Source organism: Polaribacter pacificus (assembly GCF_038024035.1).
Taxonomy (GTDB): Bacteria; Bacteroidota; Bacteroidia; order Flavobacteriales; family Flavobacteriaceae; genus Polaribacter; species Polaribacter pacificus.
In genome coordinates this window covers 510,619-525,399 of record NZ_CP150664.1, presented here as the reverse complement: position 1 = coordinate 525,399, position 14,781 = coordinate 510,619, and the positions used below count along the sequence as shown (strand labels likewise).

Sequence of the window (14,781 nt, the reverse complement as noted above, 5' to 3'; positions counted from 1 at the left end):
GTGTAATTTAAAAAAACTCTCGAATTGAAAAGAATAATCGGAATTTTATTGATAATCATCTTTCTGTTTTCTTGTAAAAATTCAGATTTAGAATCAATCAAATTTGAAAAAAAATTATTATCAAAAATTGAGGAAAATGGGAGGAATTTTATCAAATCAAAAGAGAAAAAATATTTAGATTTTAAAGAATTAACTGAATTTGATTGGGATTTTTTTAAATATATTTCAGGAAATGAAAGTGTTCCAGTTCTAAAAGACGAAATCAAATGCGACCTTAATTTGGATTTTGAAACGAGTGATTTAGATATAAATAAATCAAGGTTTTATTTTTTTAAGGACAATAAGTTTATCAAAAAATTAGAAATAGGTCATAATAATAAAGTCCGTTTTTATTTCTCAAATTATTGTTCAGAAAAAGAATATTACGAAAGTAAATTCATAGCAACAAATAATTCTGAAAAATTTGAAAATTCAGAAACTATATTACATCCTTTTTGTGAATCAATAATTTATAAAAGCGAACAGTTAATTGAATATTATGATTATAAATTTCTTGTTTCAAGTCTTATAACAAAAGACAAAGGAAAAACTTATGAATATAATATTGCCGAAAAAGAATTAACTGACTCAATTGGAGTTAGTAAAGTTTTTAATGAAAAAATCAATACAGAAAATGGAATAATAAAAATTTCTTTTGACATTATAAAAGACAGAATAAGCAAACCGAAAAATTTTGTATCCGTGAATGAGAATAAAATATTTATAAATCCTAATTTCTCTAAAAATTGTTATACGAACTCTGAAGAAAATGTAATTTTTCATTGCGAATTTGATTTTTTGGAAAAAGAATTTAAATCAACAGAATTTGAAATAAAAACTACACACAACAACGTGTATAATTAATGGCTAGTTCTCGCCTACTTACGAAAATCCTTGCGGATTTTCTATTCGGTTTTTATTTGCTAAATTAGTTACTTAATACACGCCACAAATCATACACAAACACGTTAGCAAAAATTATGAAAAAGAAAATAATTCTACTTTTAATATTAGCTTCATTAACTTATAGTTGTGAAGAAAAAGGGACTGAATGGAGTACAATTCAAATTTCGGGAAAGATTAATACCCAAGGAGTTGATGAAGTTAAATTTTATCCATTTGAAAACTTGACTGATGATTATACCTTAATGCAAACTAGTAAAGTGATTAATAATAATTTTAAGTTTTCATATACACTTAATAAAGACAAAATGGCTTTATTAATACTTAATAAGAAAAGATATTATATATACGTTGAACCCCAAAAAAATATCGAGCTAGAAATCAATTCAGATTATTCCATAACCTTTAAAAATGAAAAGGAAAAAAACAATTTGGTTTATTCTGAATATTTATCTAAACATTCTGCAAATTTAAATTTCAAATTACCTGTAAAAAAATTCACAAATCAAATAGATTCTTTAGAGCGTAAAAAAATCACCTTCATCAAAAACAATAAAAATAGAATTAGTAATAATTTTTACAATTTCCTTGAAAATTATACTATTTATAATTCAGCAAAAGAGAAAATATATTATGCACGAAGATATAATCCTGAGCTTATAAAAAAAGAAAACAACTATTTTGATTTTCTTAAAAAAATTGAAATACAAGATGAAAGTTTAATCAATAATTATGGTTATTTAAATTTTGTTGACAATTATATTAATTATCTTTATTTAGATAAAATTTGGAATAAAAAAGTTGAATATAAAAATGATTATATTGAAAAATATTATTTAGCAAAAACTCATCTAAAGGGAAATGTACTTGAGCAAATACTTACAGAAAATTTAGTGCTTGGTATTTCTCATAAAATTGAAAAGGAGAAATTTAATTCAATATTGAATGAATTCTTATCTGGTGAAAATTCAGGGAATTTAAAAAATCTAATTAAGAATAGAATCTCAAAATTCGAGAATTCGAAACTATCAGTAGGAAAAACTTTACCTAATTTTGAGTTAATAGATAATAATGATCAAAAATTACTTTTGTCTAATTTCAAAAAAAAATATTTAATCATAGATTTTTGGGCAAGTTGGTGCGGACCTTGTAGAGCAAGTATTCCAAAAATGATTGAAATTTCAAAAAAACATAAAGAGAATTCTAATTTTGCCTTTATTAGTATAGACTCAAATAAAGAAAATTGGAAAAAAGCTAAAAATCAATTGAAAATTCCAATTCCTAATTTTATTATTGACAAGGAAGTACAAAAAATATTTGGCTTTGATAAGGCAGTTTCCATTCCATACTATTTGGTTTTGGATAATAACGGAAAAGTAATTTTAAGAAACCCTTCAGTTAACGAAATTGAAACATTTTTAAATGAAAATTAACTTTTGCTAACACCGTATAAAATTAATTGCTAGTGCTGGTTTACTTACGAAAATCCTCGCGGATTTTCTATTCGGTTAATATTTACTAAGTTTATCGCTACAACCACGCAACTAATCTTATACAAACACGTTGCCATACATTTGAAAAAAATCATCTTCATATCGACAATTTTTCTGATTTTAAGTTGTGAAAAGAACACAATGGAAATCCGATATTATCGATCTGATCAATCAATTTCAATTGAAAGATCAAAATTTATTGGACTTGACACAACCAAATTGAATTTTCGACAGATTACAGAGGAATTATTGGATTTTAATGATCACGACAAAAAAGTAGTTGTAGAATTTATGGACGGAAATATTAAAAAAAGAGTTATTCCTCATTTATATGGTCTGGGCTACATTAGAGAGAAAAATGTTTTAGAAATTAAATCTGACTCGATTCTCATTGACGACAATTACCCAATAAGCGAACTAAAACGGATTTTAAAAAGGCATTATCTAAATAAAGGTGAAATCGCATACTATTCTGAATCACCAAAAAGGGCTTTAGTATTAATAACAAATGATTCAAATAAAAATGGAAAGGAGCTGAAAGAAATTCTGACTAAACTAACCCGTACTTTTGACGAAATCAAGCTTGAAATAAAAGATACGATTGAATTAAGAGTTTTCTTCGACTATTTAAGACAAATGCCCAAATATCCGATACCTCCGAAACCACTAAAAATCGAGATTGCAAAGTAAAAACGCATGGCAACACCGTGTATAGTTCATTGCGGTTGAATTTCCTCATCGGAAATTCACGCATTTTTACTAATTTAGTGCACGGCGGAAAGTGACTTGCGTCCATTTCCGCAACGAAACCATACACAAACACGTTGTAAGCAAGCCGAAAATGACATTCGAACAATTAAATAGACATATAATTCCGATGACCGAATTTACTCTTAAATGGAGATTTACGGAAGAAGAATATGATTGCTTGCCTGAACAACATTTGAATGAATTAAAACCGTTAGACAAAGTTGGAGCGGAATTTCTTGCTGATTTTTTAAATGATTGTAAAGTCCATAGTGAATTGCCTTTTAAAAATGGAATGTTTCGGAATTTGGACAAAGCTAAAATTCTGGAAAATAATGACAAAGAAATCACGAAATGGCTTTACCAAAGAGCAATTCCTTTTGACAAAGAGGTTTTTCTTTCGTGGGACGGAAATAATGGAATGATAACTAAATGGAAATTTGTAGTTAAATATTGGAATTCGATTTTTTATGGAGGAGCTGATGATTTGACTGTTTTCGACCAAAGCCTTGAATGGACTTTGTTCTTTTTCCACGAAGACGAAATTCATTTCGGAACAAACAAAAATTATGAACCAATAGCAGAATTTGATAAAGAATGGTTTGTGATTTAAAAGTAAGCGGAATAAAAAAGCCAGCTTACAACACCGTATAAAATCAATTGCTTTAGGTGCGTTTTTTTAAACGAAAAGAGTAGGAGTGTATAAGTTTGTATTATTTTATTAAATTTATCGCTAAGAAGCCGCAACTAATCTTATACAAACACGTTGGCACAAATACGAATAACTGCAACCTAACTATAATACAAGTATAGAAAACTAAGTATAATGTTCAAATAAAATCCAATAATTCATCGCAAATCGACATATGATAAAAAGTGTTGAATTTGAATTTAAGGAATCTGATTTGAGACATGTTTAACTGGCAATTAAGTTTTTGTCTTGTTCGATTTAGATGCTTGACATAGTTTGTTTCCCTCATTTTAAATTTGGCACAAGAGTTGAAGATATTTCACTCAACAAAGAGTAAAATATTGTTTTAAGAATAATCTGCAAAAGATGAAGTACGTACAAGTTATCTTTTTGATATTTTTTGGTTTATCAGAAACTGCAACGTTTGGGCAAGGACGAAATTTTAATTGTACAAAAGATTTACAAGAGGATGTTTGGCTATCTAAATCATTCGAAAATTTCAAGTTTTTTATAGAGGAGGAGAAAATAAATGTGAATAATAATTCATTTTGGCTTATTGGAGGTGGAGAAGGCGAAACATCTACAAAAAGTTCTGTTTTAATAAAACCAATGAAACAGGAAACATTAATTTATCAATATTCTCCTTTAGTTATTTTAGATAAACAAATAGTTAAAACGAAAATTTCAATTGATTATTTGTCGAATTTTTTTAAAAAATTAAATGACAATGTTTCATCGAATATTGCAGCTAATGCTAAATATTTTGTACTTAAATTTAGCGACAAAAAACGTGTTAAATGTGTTAGAGTATTCTATAGTGTTGAATTTCCACCAAGAAAAAGTAGGGATAGTCATTTAATCGACTTCAATAAGCTTATCAAATTATTGAATAGATAGTTTGATTTAAATTTAAAAAGTACATGTGCCAACACCGTGTATAGTTCATTGCTAGAGCCGTTTTCAACTCGAAACAAATAGTTAACTTGAAGTTTATAATAATTGATTAAATTTATCACTAAGAATACGCAACGAAACCATACACAAACACGTTGGCACCAATTACTGAATGGAATACGAAAAGACAATAAACAACTATCCAAATCCTTGGAATTTTGACAATGAAAATGTTGAAATGTTTTCACCTGACAAATCAAATAAAATTGAATTTTATGAATTGTTTGAAATTGGAATGGGAGCTCCTTTGGGAGGTTATTGTTATTGGATTGACAATAATGGAAATAAAATAAGGTTGAATCATAGGTTTGGTGGACCTCCAAAATGGAATTCTCAAGGAACGGAAGTTGCTCTTCCTTTTTGGACAAATAAATTTTGGAAAGGAACTGTTCAACAAATTATTGTTTTAAATATTGAGAAAAAGGAATTAACCCGTTATAAAAAAGTTTTTGATGTTTTAGATTTACGAACTTTTACCGAAAATGAAATATGCGGATATGATAGTCCTATTTATAAAAAGAAAAGCGTGAAATTTGACTTGAAAGAATCAAAAATAGCGGAAAAAATAAAACTTTAAAAAAACTGGTGCCAACACCGTGTATAGTTCATTGCTAGCTTCGTTTTTAAATCAAAAAGGGTAGGAGTATTTAAGTTCAGAATATTTCATTAAATTTATCGCTAAGAATACGCAACGAAACCATACACAAACACGTTGTGTACAATTTGTTGATACATATAGATAAATATGTTAATTGATATAATTCTTATTCAATATCTTCGCTTTTCACAAATTCTAACAAGATATAAATGAGTGGTATAAATTACTTTTTTCTTTTAATATTAATAATTCTCATATTAACTTCTTTCAAACAAACACGAAATTTCTTAAAACAATTTTCTGCTGAATTTTTAACAGGAGTTTCAACAATCGGATTGACTATTATCGGTATAATGTCTAATTCTGAAAAAATATTTGTAAATAATTACACTTGGAAAGAGGCCTGGATTTATTTATTATTACTTTTTGCTATTATGATTTTCGCTTCTATTTTTATTGGAGCTAAAAAAAGCTTAGAAAATAGAAGTTTTCAATCTCTAAATTCTGAAAATATTAAACTTCAAAAAGAAATCAAAAGCTATAAGGTTGAATATTATAAGTTATGTAGTAATAACATTTACAGACTATTTAATTCCTTTTACTCATCAGGAGGAGAACGAATCAGCATATATAAACACCAAGGAGATCATTTCATTCTTTTAGGTCGTTATGCAAAAAACCCTGCTTTTAATAAATATACTGACTATCAATACTCTGAAAATGAAGGTTTAATTGGTCATGGTTGGAACAATGGTGAAGCATTTATAACTGGTGCACCAAAATGGACTAAAAGTGGTAAAGAATACAAACAATTTATGAGAGAACGTTGTACAATCTCTGACAAAAGATTAAGAACAATAACAATGAAAAGTCGTTCATTATTTGTAAGTACACTCAACGATGAAAGTACCGCAGAAAACCCAGATGGAATTATAGTATTTGAATCTACTCAACCAACTAAAGTAACTAAAAATGAATGCCTTGATTTAATATCAACAAAAAAAGATGACATCTTAACCTTATTGAAAAACATGAAGGATTTAATGAGAAAAACAGAATAAAACTGTACACAACACTGTATATAATTCATTGCTAGTTCTAGCCTACTTACGAAAATCCTCGCGGATTTTCTATTCGGTTTTTATTTGCTAACTTAGTTGCTTAACCACGCAACAAATCATATACAAACACGTTGGCAAACATTTGAAAAAAAACCTACAACCGAACAAATAAATGGGATTTGGATTTAACCTTGGAATGATTTTTATAATTCTTCCTTTGACTTTAATATTGTTTTTCGGAGGAGCTTTTACGAAAAAAAAAAGGGTTCTTTAAAGCTATTGGTTGTATTTGGATTCCTATACTTTGCATTTTTGTACTTTCTCTTATTGCGGAATTATTTCCAGATAATGTTCTTGAAAAAGAAGATTATTATGGAGAATATGTAATTGACCGAAACTATTTTCCGGGAAAACAAGCTGATTGGCAATACAATCATTTTAAACTGAAAATAACGGAAAATGATTCGATTTTTTTATATACAATGGAAAATGGAAAGGTAATTTCAATAAACAAAGGAACTATAACAACTGTGAAACCATATAATTCTGAACGATTAGTTCTGAATATGGACAAACCTAATCATCATATTACCGAAACGAATCCAACAACTTATAGAGAACCTTGGTGGAATTTTTATTTGGTTTTTAAATCTAAAAAATTTAACAATATGTATTTTAGAAAAGGAAAATGGAAGAAAATAAATAACGAATAAAAACGATTTGCCAACAATGTGTATAGTTCATTGCTAGCTTCGTTTTTAAATCAAAAAGGGTAGGGGTGTTTAAGTTCAGAATATTTCATTAAATTTAGGGCTAAGAATACGCAACGAAACCATACACAAACACGTTGTACGCAATATCCGAAAAGTCTTACGAATACATAAATGTTCAGCTTCAGAAAAAATAATTTAGAAAAAATCAAGTCATTCATTCGGAATTCGGAAGAAATCGAAATTGAAAAAAAGGATAAGGAAAAACTAATTGAAATGATTAGGCCGACAGTTGGAATCAAAACTAAACCGAGTAATGACGAAAACGTAAAAGTTGGAAAATCTAAAATTGGTGGCAAACCTGACTTACCTAAAGATTTTGAATGGCCAAGGGTAAAAGAAAAGCCAATGCTATTTTGTGCACAATACAACCTTTCTGAATTGTCAAAATTCGACAAGGAAAGTATGTTACCAAATAAGGGTCTTTTCTACATCTTTTTGAGTCTTGATGAAAAATGGAATGAATTTAATGGAATAAATCAAGAGTTTAGGTTTTTATATAGCGAATCTGAAAATCTAAACAGAACAGAATTCCCAAATGATCTTGAAGAAATCCAAACCTTTAAAACAGCTTTAATAGAGTATTTTGAGTTCTATACCATACCAGACAACGAGAATTATAAGCTATTTGAGTTCAATAAAAAATACGATGATTTCTATTTTAATTTTTATCAACCAACAGAAGAATATATAATTGAAGAACTATATGAAGATTCAAATGCGATGCATCAAATTCTTGGATACGATAGGTCAATTCAATCAAGTGTAGTTTATGAATTCGCATCTAAAGAATTAGGTCTTTATGGTGCAGAAAGTTCAGAATATAAAAAGAAGTGGAATGATATATTAGAATTGTCAAAAACTTATGAATTACTCTTGCAAATGGATTGCGATGATTCGAATACTGATTTGTCTAAATTTGGCGGAAGTGGAACATATTATTTTGGAATTTCTAAAACTGATTTAGAAAGAAAGCATTTTGACAAAATTAAGATGTCGTTCCAGATGACATAAATACTGCGTACAACACTGTATAAAATCAATTGCTTTAGGCGCGTTTTTAAAACGAAAAGAGTAGGAGTGTTGAAGTTTGTATTATTTCATTAAACCTGCCTGCCGGTAGGCAGGTTTATCGCTAAGAAACCGCAACTAATCTTATACAAACACGTTGTACACAATACGAAAATGACATTCAGAAACATATTTATAATTTTGATTTTGACTTTCTTCTCTTGCAAAACTGCAAAAGTGGAAACAAAAACTGAACAACCAAAAACGGAAATAATTGCATCGGAATTTCCACAAAAAGTTGGTTTTGTAAATGATTTTGAAAATATTTTCACAGAAGAAGAAATTAAGTTTTTGGAAAATATCCTTGTGAAATATGAAAATGATGTTAACCGAGAAATTACAGTAATTACAATCGATTCAGTTCCAGAAAATATGGAATTTGATTCTTATGCAGTTAAAATTTCTGACAATTGGAAAGTTGGAATAAATAATAATGGAAATGGGCTTACAGTTGTGTTGAGCAAATCGTTGAGAAAAGTTAGAATATCAACAACTGACAAAACGAGAGACCTATATTTATCTGACGAATTTTGCAAAAAAGTAATTGACCAAAATATGATTCCTGAATTTAAAAAAGGAAAATATTACGACGGACTTTTACTCGGATTAAATGAATTAATAAGAAAATGGATATAAAAGTACTGTGTACAACACCGTATAAAATTAATTGCTTTAGGCGCGTTTTTAGAACGAAAAGGGTAGGAGTGTATAAGTTTATATTATTTCATTAAATTTATCGCTAAGAAACCGCAACTAATCTTATACAAACACGTTGTATGCCATATGAAAAAAACATATGAATAAATTTCAAAATATTCCTAAACCTAAAGGAAAAGGCAGACTTTCTATCTGTGATTAATTTGCTAACTTTAGTGCTGAAACACGCAACGAAATCATACACAAACACGTTGAAACAATTAGAGCATATTTTAAACAAATGAGTGATAAAATATTTGAACACCCTAAAATTTCTGGAATAGTTTTAATCATAATTGGTGGAGCAATATTAACCTATAATTTAAAGAGAGAGAATAGGTTTAATTTTGAAGATTTTGGATTTTTAGACTGGCAAGCTTTTTTATCTACTTGGATATTAACAATATTGACCTTTGTATATGGTGTAAATTTATTAATAAAATAAAAGGTCTTTGAAACATGAATAAATCAGGGGAATTTGTCCAGTATTGTATAAATAATTTTGTAAATTTAACTCAAGAATGATTGTCAAATGAACTCAAATAAATTCAATAGTTAGGTCAACAAATCGGTCAACATAATTTACAAGGCTAATTCCAAGTATTATAAATACTGGTCATTACGGATTCAGTTCGAGTCCCGTCCAGACCGAAAAAAGCTTCTCAATTTATTGAGAAGCTTTTTTTGTTTCCGTACATATCGAATGGTTTCGGTTATGTTTGGAAACAAAAAAGGTTTAAGCTCACGATAGTGAGCTGTCTTTATAAGAGGCATTTCAAAAACTCATCTCCCACCACCTCCAAAACTTTTTTATAATGCTATTTTTCTTACTTTAGTAAAAAATTGAAAACTAATTATTTACAAGCATAGTCTTTTAACATGATCTTCATGCGAGATAAAAGGATTAAAATGCATTATATTACTAGTTGTATGCCATTTGGAAAAAGAAAAGCCCACCGCACGTTCAAGCACATTTGTCGCTTCGTACCTCAGCAACAAAAGAGCTTTCACCCCCCCTCCGCCACCCAAACTGCATGATTATATTAATGCTCATTTAATGAGATAATAAATTATTATTCCTATTTTGCGGACTGAATTAAACAATTCAATAAATGAACCGAATAAAAGAGGTTTTAGAAGAAAAAGGAATTAAACAAATTTGGTTAGCTGAACAATTGGGTAAGAGTTACAATATGGTAAACTCATATGTCCAAAACAGAAGGCAACCAAGTATAGAATGCCTTTATGAAATTGCTGAAATATTAAACATCAGTGTAAAAGAACTTTTAGTTGAACATGAATAAGAAATATACATTTATAGACCTATTTGCCGGCTGCGGTGGATTTAGTGAAGGATTTTATCAAGAAAAATTTGAGTCTGTAGTTCATGTTGACTTTGATGCGCCAGCCTGTGAAACCGTTAAGGAAAGGATGCGCTATTACAATTATTCGGAGAACGCGATTGAAAGTGCAGTTATATGTGGAGACCTCACTTCTGATGATGTGCATAACCAGATTGATAGTGTTATCGGCAATAGACAAGTAGATGTTTTAGTCGGTGGACCACCGTGCCAGACATTCTCATCTGTTGGGAGAGCACAAGATAAAAATTCAATGCGGAATGATCCTAGAAATTATCTTTTCCGTTCCTACCTTGAAATTTTGGAGAAACACAAGCCTAAGATATTTGTATTCGAGAATGTTTCAGGATTACTTTCAGCTAAACCTAATGGCAACTATATATTTCCTGAAATAGTTGAAAATATGTCAGAGTACTATTCTATCTGTGATGACAGAGATACAATTCTGTTGAATTCAGTTCATTATGGAGTTCCACAAATAAGAAAAAGAGTCATCCTAATTGGTGTAAGAAAAGACCTTAAAATAAACCCTTTAGACATTTACAAGGCTATAGAAAAAACTCATTACAGTCCAGATATGGAAGCTAAGAATGAAACTAATGGTCTCCAAAAATATTTAACAGTAAAGGATGCTATTTGGGACTTGCCAAAATTGTTACCGGGGGAAGGTAAAGAAGAGATTAATCATAAAATAGTAAGCAAGAATTCATTCATACAGATAGTTAGACCTAATGGGTTTTCAAAACTTTTTAACCATGTTGCCCGAAAACATAATAATATGGATCAACAGAGGTATGAACTGTTGAGCAAGAACAAATGGCAATTAAAAGACCTTGCGAAAACAAGACCTGATTTAATTCATCATGACCCAAAACATTTCGGAAACAGATACACTGTTCAAGTAGCAAACAAACCAGGTAGAACAGTTGTGGCTCACTTATATAAAGATGGGAACTTATTTATTCACCCAGACCATAAGCAAAAGAGAACATTTACAGTTAGAGAAGCAGCAAGAGTGCAATCCTTTCCAGATGATTTCAAATTTGTTGGCTCAAGAACAAATCAATATAAGCAGGTAGGAAACGCGGTACCACCATTAATGGCAAAACAAATTGCGAAAGCAATTAAACAATTTTTAAAATAAAGATGGCAAACAAAAAATATAATTTCATTGATCTATTCTGTGGTGCAGGAGGTTTTGCTAAAGGCTTTGTAATGTCAAATAAATTCAATTGTATTGGTGGGATTGACAACAAAAAGGCAGCAGTAGAAACTCATAAATTAAATTTTAAAAATTCAGTATCTGTGCATGCTGATATTCGAGAGCTACCTCCACAAAAATTTCATGAATTAATCAACGGGCAACAAGTTGATGTTATAATAGGTGGTCCTCCTTGTCCTACCTTTAGCACAATTGGTCATGCAAAAATACAATCTGTTAATAAAAATAAAGGTGATTGTATTACGGAAGATCCTAGGAACATTTTGTTTATGGATTATCTTGAATACGTAAAGTATTTCAAACCTAAAATGTTTGTTATGGAAAATGTTCCTCAATTTCTTACGAAATATAAAGGTGCAACATACAAAGAAGTTAAAAGAATAATTGAAAGAGATTTACCAGAATACCATATTGTTGAAGAGGTTAAAGTTCTTAATAGTGTTAATTATGGAGTTCCTCAAAATAGAAGAAGGATGATATTAGTTGGCCATCTAAAAAATCACACATTCAAATATCCAAAAATCACACATTGGTTTGAGGGCTCTAATTACAACATTGATCCTAATGATGAAAATATTGATTCTAATAAACTAAAACCTCATGTTAATGTAAAAAGTGCCATTTCTGATTTGCCTAAAATCACAGATAATTGGCGAATTAATGAGTGTGAATATTCCAAACATGAGAATCTTGATACATATCAAAAACTTATGCGTCAAAACACGAATGGATTAGTCGCTAATAATATCTGCAGAATGTCCAATGAAAGAGCAAAAAAGGTGTTTGGTCACATGAAACAAGGGGATATTTATATGGATTTACCAAAAGAAGTGCGTCAAATCTTGCCTTTCCGTGAAGATATTTTCAAGGATAGATTAAAACGATTGGTGCTGAAAAATCCTTCTTGGACGATTTTAGCGCATATTGGTATGGATGGCTATATGTATATACATCCAACTGAATTGCGCACTCTTTCTGTTAGAGAGGCTGCAAGAATTCAATCTTTCCCGGATGATTTCGTTTTTGTGGGTAATCAGCAAGAAACTTATATGCAAGTAGGTAATGCGGTCCCTCCTATAATGGCAAAAGCAATCGCAGAGAGTGTCTATATTGGTTTAACAAATTCAAACAAATGAGAAGATGATTTATATTAGAAATATTTTCAAACAAGATATGGTAGGTGGCAAGCAAGTTGCCTTTACAAAAGAACCTTCAAATGTGTTTTTCAAATTCAATTACAACACACCTGACCCTGATAGACAGATTACATTTGAATTTAAAGTACAAGATCCAAATTCCCCATTTATAAGTAAAAGTGGCCGAAAAATTACTACTCGCTTATATGCAAACCCTGGAACTGAGGCAAGAATTGACGGAGAATTAAAACAGTTTCTGAGAGATGAATTAAAATGGGAACTTAACGACATAGTAGTTTTTAAATACAAAAAAGATGATTTGTTTGAGTTTGATTTTATTCCTAAATCTTCTAATTCATATAATAGCTACAAGGAAATCTTGAAAAACAACAATCATGAAGTTATAATTAACGAATCCGACTCAGCTATCCAAAATTCAACTATAGAAGAAAAGAACTTTATTGAGTCGAAGAAAATTCGAGAGTTTGTTTTTAGTGTTTTTAAGTTTGTTCACAATGAATTTGGAGATGAATTTCTTATTGAGAAATCAGCAATAGCAAAAAGAAAATTATCTGACATAAATTACGAAGCTTTTATTTTTCCTGATTATTTCAAAACCCAACCAATTTTAGGTTCATTTACTGAGGAGCAATCAGAAAATAGTTTAAAAACATCAAATACGTTAAGATTTTTTGCTGAAAATCTTGAAATACTTGACCAAAAGTATATTTATTTCTCAACGCAATGGGGCTTCCCTGAGTTTCAGAATAGCATTTCCTTTATTGCTTTCAATCAGTTTATCCTTGATTATTCCAACAAAAAATACAAAATCGAATATGATGACAAATCAGAATCATACAAATTGGTTTTGAACAAAGAAAGTACGGTGATAACACCAATAGATTTCAATTTAGAATCATTTCAAACAAAAACAGAAGAAGCAGGATTAATCTTCACCCCTCAACTCATCCAACGTTTTGTTGCCTCATTATGTACCAAACCTTTTGTGATTTGTAGTGGTCTTTCAGGTTCTGGGAAAACAAAATTGGCGCAAGCTTTTGCGCAATGGATTACATCTGACAAATCTCAATATTCAATTATTCCTGTTGGTGCCGATTGGACAAATCGCGAACCTCTTTTAGGTTACCCTAATGCACTTAATAAGGAAGAATATGTAAGCCCAGAAAATGGTGTGTTAGATTTAATGATTAGAGCAAAACAAAACATTAATAATGCCAATGAAGCTACAAAACCATACTTCTTAATATTAGATGAAATGAATTTGAGTCACGTTGAACGGTATTTTGCTGATTTTTTAAGCACTATGGAATCGGGTGACAAAATTCCTTTACATAAAATCGAAAATGAATCATTGATTGTTCCTTCCGCTATAAAACTTCCTAAGAATTTATTCATTGTTGGAACCGTAAATATTGATGAAACCACCTATATGTTTAGTCCAAAGGTTTTGGATAGAGCTAATACCATTGAATTTAGATTAACTGAAAAGGATTTAGAAAATTTTATTGCAAGCGAGATCAAACTTGATATGGATATTCTTACTGCTCAAGGGGCAAATATGGGGCAAAGTTTTATGAGTATGGCATTGCTTGAAACAGATAAGAATTTAAAACCTGTAGAGGATGATTTAAAACTGTTCTTTACCGAATTAAAAAAATCTGGAGCTGAATTCGGATATAGAACTGCAAGTGAAATTGGAAGGTTAATGTATATGCTTGAAGAATTAGGCGAAGCTGGTGAAAACCTTCTTGACTTAGCCATAATGCAGAAATTGCTTCCAAAATTGCACGGTTCACGAAACAAATTAACTAAAGTACTTCCAGTTTTGGGCGGTTTTTGTTTGACAGATAAATCAAATATCAAAGAGGAATACTTGGATAAATACCTAAGCAATAATTTAACTGAAGCAGAGATTAAATCTGACATTAATGTTAAATACAAAATATCATTCGAGAAAATTTGTAGAATGTATAAGAATGCAGTTGAAAACGGTTTTGCAAGTTACGCTGAAGCATAAA

The 14,781-nt window shown here is 29.8% G+C and carries 15 protein-coding genes; all 15 read left to right on the top strand.

From position 1 onward, the window contains the following. The first annotated feature begins 24 nt into the window (after window positions 1–24). On the top strand, window positions 25–903 hold the full coding sequence (locus tag WHC90_RS02360) for a hypothetical protein (protein ID WP_188599611.1): 879 nt from the start codon (window positions 25–27) through the stop codon (window positions 901–903). A 116-nt stretch (window positions 904–1,019) separates the two neighbouring features. Continuing rightward, window positions 1,020–2,375, top strand: coding sequence for a TlpA family protein disulfide reductase (locus tag WHC90_RS02355; protein WP_188599610.1), 1,356 nt, complete (start codon window positions 1,020–1,022; stop codon window positions 2,373–2,375). A gap of 141 nt (window positions 2,376–2,516) precedes the next feature. Then, window positions 2,517–3,125 carry a hypothetical protein gene (locus tag WHC90_RS02350; RefSeq protein ID WP_188599609.1) on the top strand — a complete coding sequence of 203 codons (609 nt, stop codon included), beginning with the start codon at window positions 2,517–2,519 and terminating at the stop codon, window positions 3,123–3,125. Between the two features lie 151 nt (window positions 3,126–3,276). Continuing rightward, window positions 3,277–3,795: a hypothetical protein gene (locus tag WHC90_RS02345; RefSeq protein ID WP_188599608.1), complete on the top strand. Its 519-nt coding sequence runs from the start codon at window positions 3,277–3,279 to the stop codon at window positions 3,793–3,795. 444 nt (window positions 3,796–4,239) lie between these two features. Beyond that, a complete protein-coding gene (locus WHC90_RS02340) occupies window positions 4,240–4,770 on the top strand; it encodes a hypothetical protein (RefSeq protein ID WP_188599607.1) in 531 nt (176 codons plus the stop codon). Between the two features lie 169 nt (window positions 4,771–4,939). Further along, on the top strand, window positions 4,940–5,404 hold the full coding sequence (locus tag WHC90_RS02335; RefSeq protein WP_188599606.1) for a hypothetical protein: 465 nt from the start codon (window positions 4,940–4,942) through the stop codon (window positions 5,402–5,404). Window positions 5,405–5,634: 230 nt separating this feature from the next. Continuing rightward, window positions 5,635–6,486 carry a hypothetical protein gene (locus WHC90_RS02330; RefSeq protein WP_188599605.1) on the top strand — a complete coding sequence of 284 codons (852 nt, stop codon included), beginning with the start codon at window positions 5,635–5,637 and terminating at the stop codon, window positions 6,484–6,486. Window positions 6,487–7,052: 566 nt separating this feature from the next. After that, window positions 7,053–7,199, top strand: a complete 147-nt coding sequence (locus WHC90_RS02325) for a hypothetical protein (protein WP_188599604.1) — start codon at window positions 7,053–7,055, stop codon at window positions 7,197–7,199. A 273-nt stretch (window positions 7,200–7,472) separates the two neighbouring features. Next, complete coding sequence (locus tag WHC90_RS02320; protein WP_188599603.1) at window positions 7,473–8,270, top strand: DUF1963 domain-containing protein; 798 nt, start codon at window positions 7,473–7,475, stop codon at window positions 8,268–8,270. A gap of 234 nt (window positions 8,271–8,504) precedes the next feature. Next, a complete protein-coding gene (locus WHC90_RS02315; RefSeq protein ID WP_188599602.1) occupies window positions 8,505–8,963 on the top strand; it encodes a TPM domain-containing protein in 459 nt (152 codons plus the stop codon). 301 nt (window positions 8,964–9,264) lie between these two features. Beyond that, window positions 9,265–9,468 (top strand): hypothetical protein, encoded by a 204-nt coding sequence (locus WHC90_RS02310; protein WP_188599601.1) that lies wholly within the window; start codon window positions 9,265–9,267, stop codon window positions 9,466–9,468. 667 nt (window positions 9,469–10,135) lie between these two features. Then, window positions 10,136–10,327, top strand: coding sequence for a helix-turn-helix domain-containing protein (locus WHC90_RS02305; RefSeq protein ID WP_188599600.1), 192 nt, complete (start codon window positions 10,136–10,138; stop codon window positions 10,325–10,327). After that, window positions 10,320–11,528, top strand: coding sequence for a DNA cytosine methyltransferase (locus WHC90_RS02300; RefSeq protein WP_188599619.1), 1,209 nt, complete (start codon window positions 10,320–10,322; stop codon window positions 11,526–11,528). Before WHC90_RS02305 ends, WHC90_RS02300 begins: the two co-directional genes overlap by 8 nt. Window positions 11,529–11,530: 2 nt before the next feature. Beyond that, window positions 11,531–12,742 (top strand): DNA cytosine methyltransferase, encoded by a 1,212-nt coding sequence (locus WHC90_RS02295; RefSeq protein ID WP_188599599.1) that lies wholly within the window; start codon window positions 11,531–11,533, stop codon window positions 12,740–12,742. A 4-nt stretch (window positions 12,743–12,746) separates the two neighbouring features. Then, window positions 12,747–14,780: an McrB family protein gene (locus tag WHC90_RS02290; RefSeq protein WP_188599598.1), complete on the top strand. Its 2,034-nt coding sequence runs from the start codon at window positions 12,747–12,749 to the stop codon at window positions 14,778–14,780. The last annotated feature ends 1 nt before the right edge of the window (window position 14,781 follow it).

Excerpts from the sequence above, each read along its gene's own strand:
- WHC90_RS02300 (WP_188599619.1), top strand. The coding sequence starts at position 10,320 with ATGAATAAGAAATATACATTTATAGACCTATTTGCCGGCTGCGGTGGA.
- WHC90_RS02325 (WP_188599604.1), top strand. The coding sequence starts at position 7,053 with ATGGACAAACCTAATCATCATATTACCGAAACGAATCCAACAACTTAT.
- WHC90_RS02310 (WP_188599601.1), top strand. The coding sequence starts at position 9,265 with ATGAGTGATAAAATATTTGAACACCCTAAAATTTCTGGAATAGTTTTA.
- WHC90_RS02345 (WP_188599608.1), top strand. The coding sequence starts at position 3,277 with ATGACATTCGAACAATTAAATAGACATATAATTCCGATGACCGAATTT.
- WHC90_RS02340 (WP_188599607.1), top strand. The coding sequence starts at position 4,240 with ATGAAGTACGTACAAGTTATCTTTTTGATATTTTTTGGTTTATCAGAA.
- WHC90_RS02355 (WP_188599610.1), top strand. The coding sequence starts at position 1,020 with ATGAAAAAGAAAATAATTCTACTTTTAATATTAGCTTCATTAACTTAT.
- WHC90_RS02330 (WP_188599605.1), top strand. The coding sequence starts at position 5,635 with ATGAGTGGTATAAATTACTTTTTTCTTTTAATATTAATAATTCTCATA.
- WHC90_RS02295 (WP_188599599.1), top strand. The coding sequence starts at position 11,531 with ATGGCAAACAAAAAATATAATTTCATTGATCTATTCTGTGGTGCAGGA.
- WHC90_RS02305 (WP_188599600.1), top strand. The coding sequence starts at position 10,136 with ATGAACCGAATAAAAGAGGTTTTAGAAGAAAAAGGAATTAAACAAATT.
- WHC90_RS02335 (WP_188599606.1), top strand. The coding sequence starts at position 4,940 with ATGGAATACGAAAAGACAATAAACAACTATCCAAATCCTTGGAATTTT.
- WHC90_RS02320 (WP_188599603.1), top strand. The coding sequence starts at position 7,473 with ATGATTAGGCCGACAGTTGGAATCAAAACTAAACCGAGTAATGACGAA.
- WHC90_RS02290 (WP_188599598.1), top strand. The coding sequence starts at position 12,747 with ATGATTTATATTAGAAATATTTTCAAACAAGATATGGTAGGTGGCAAG.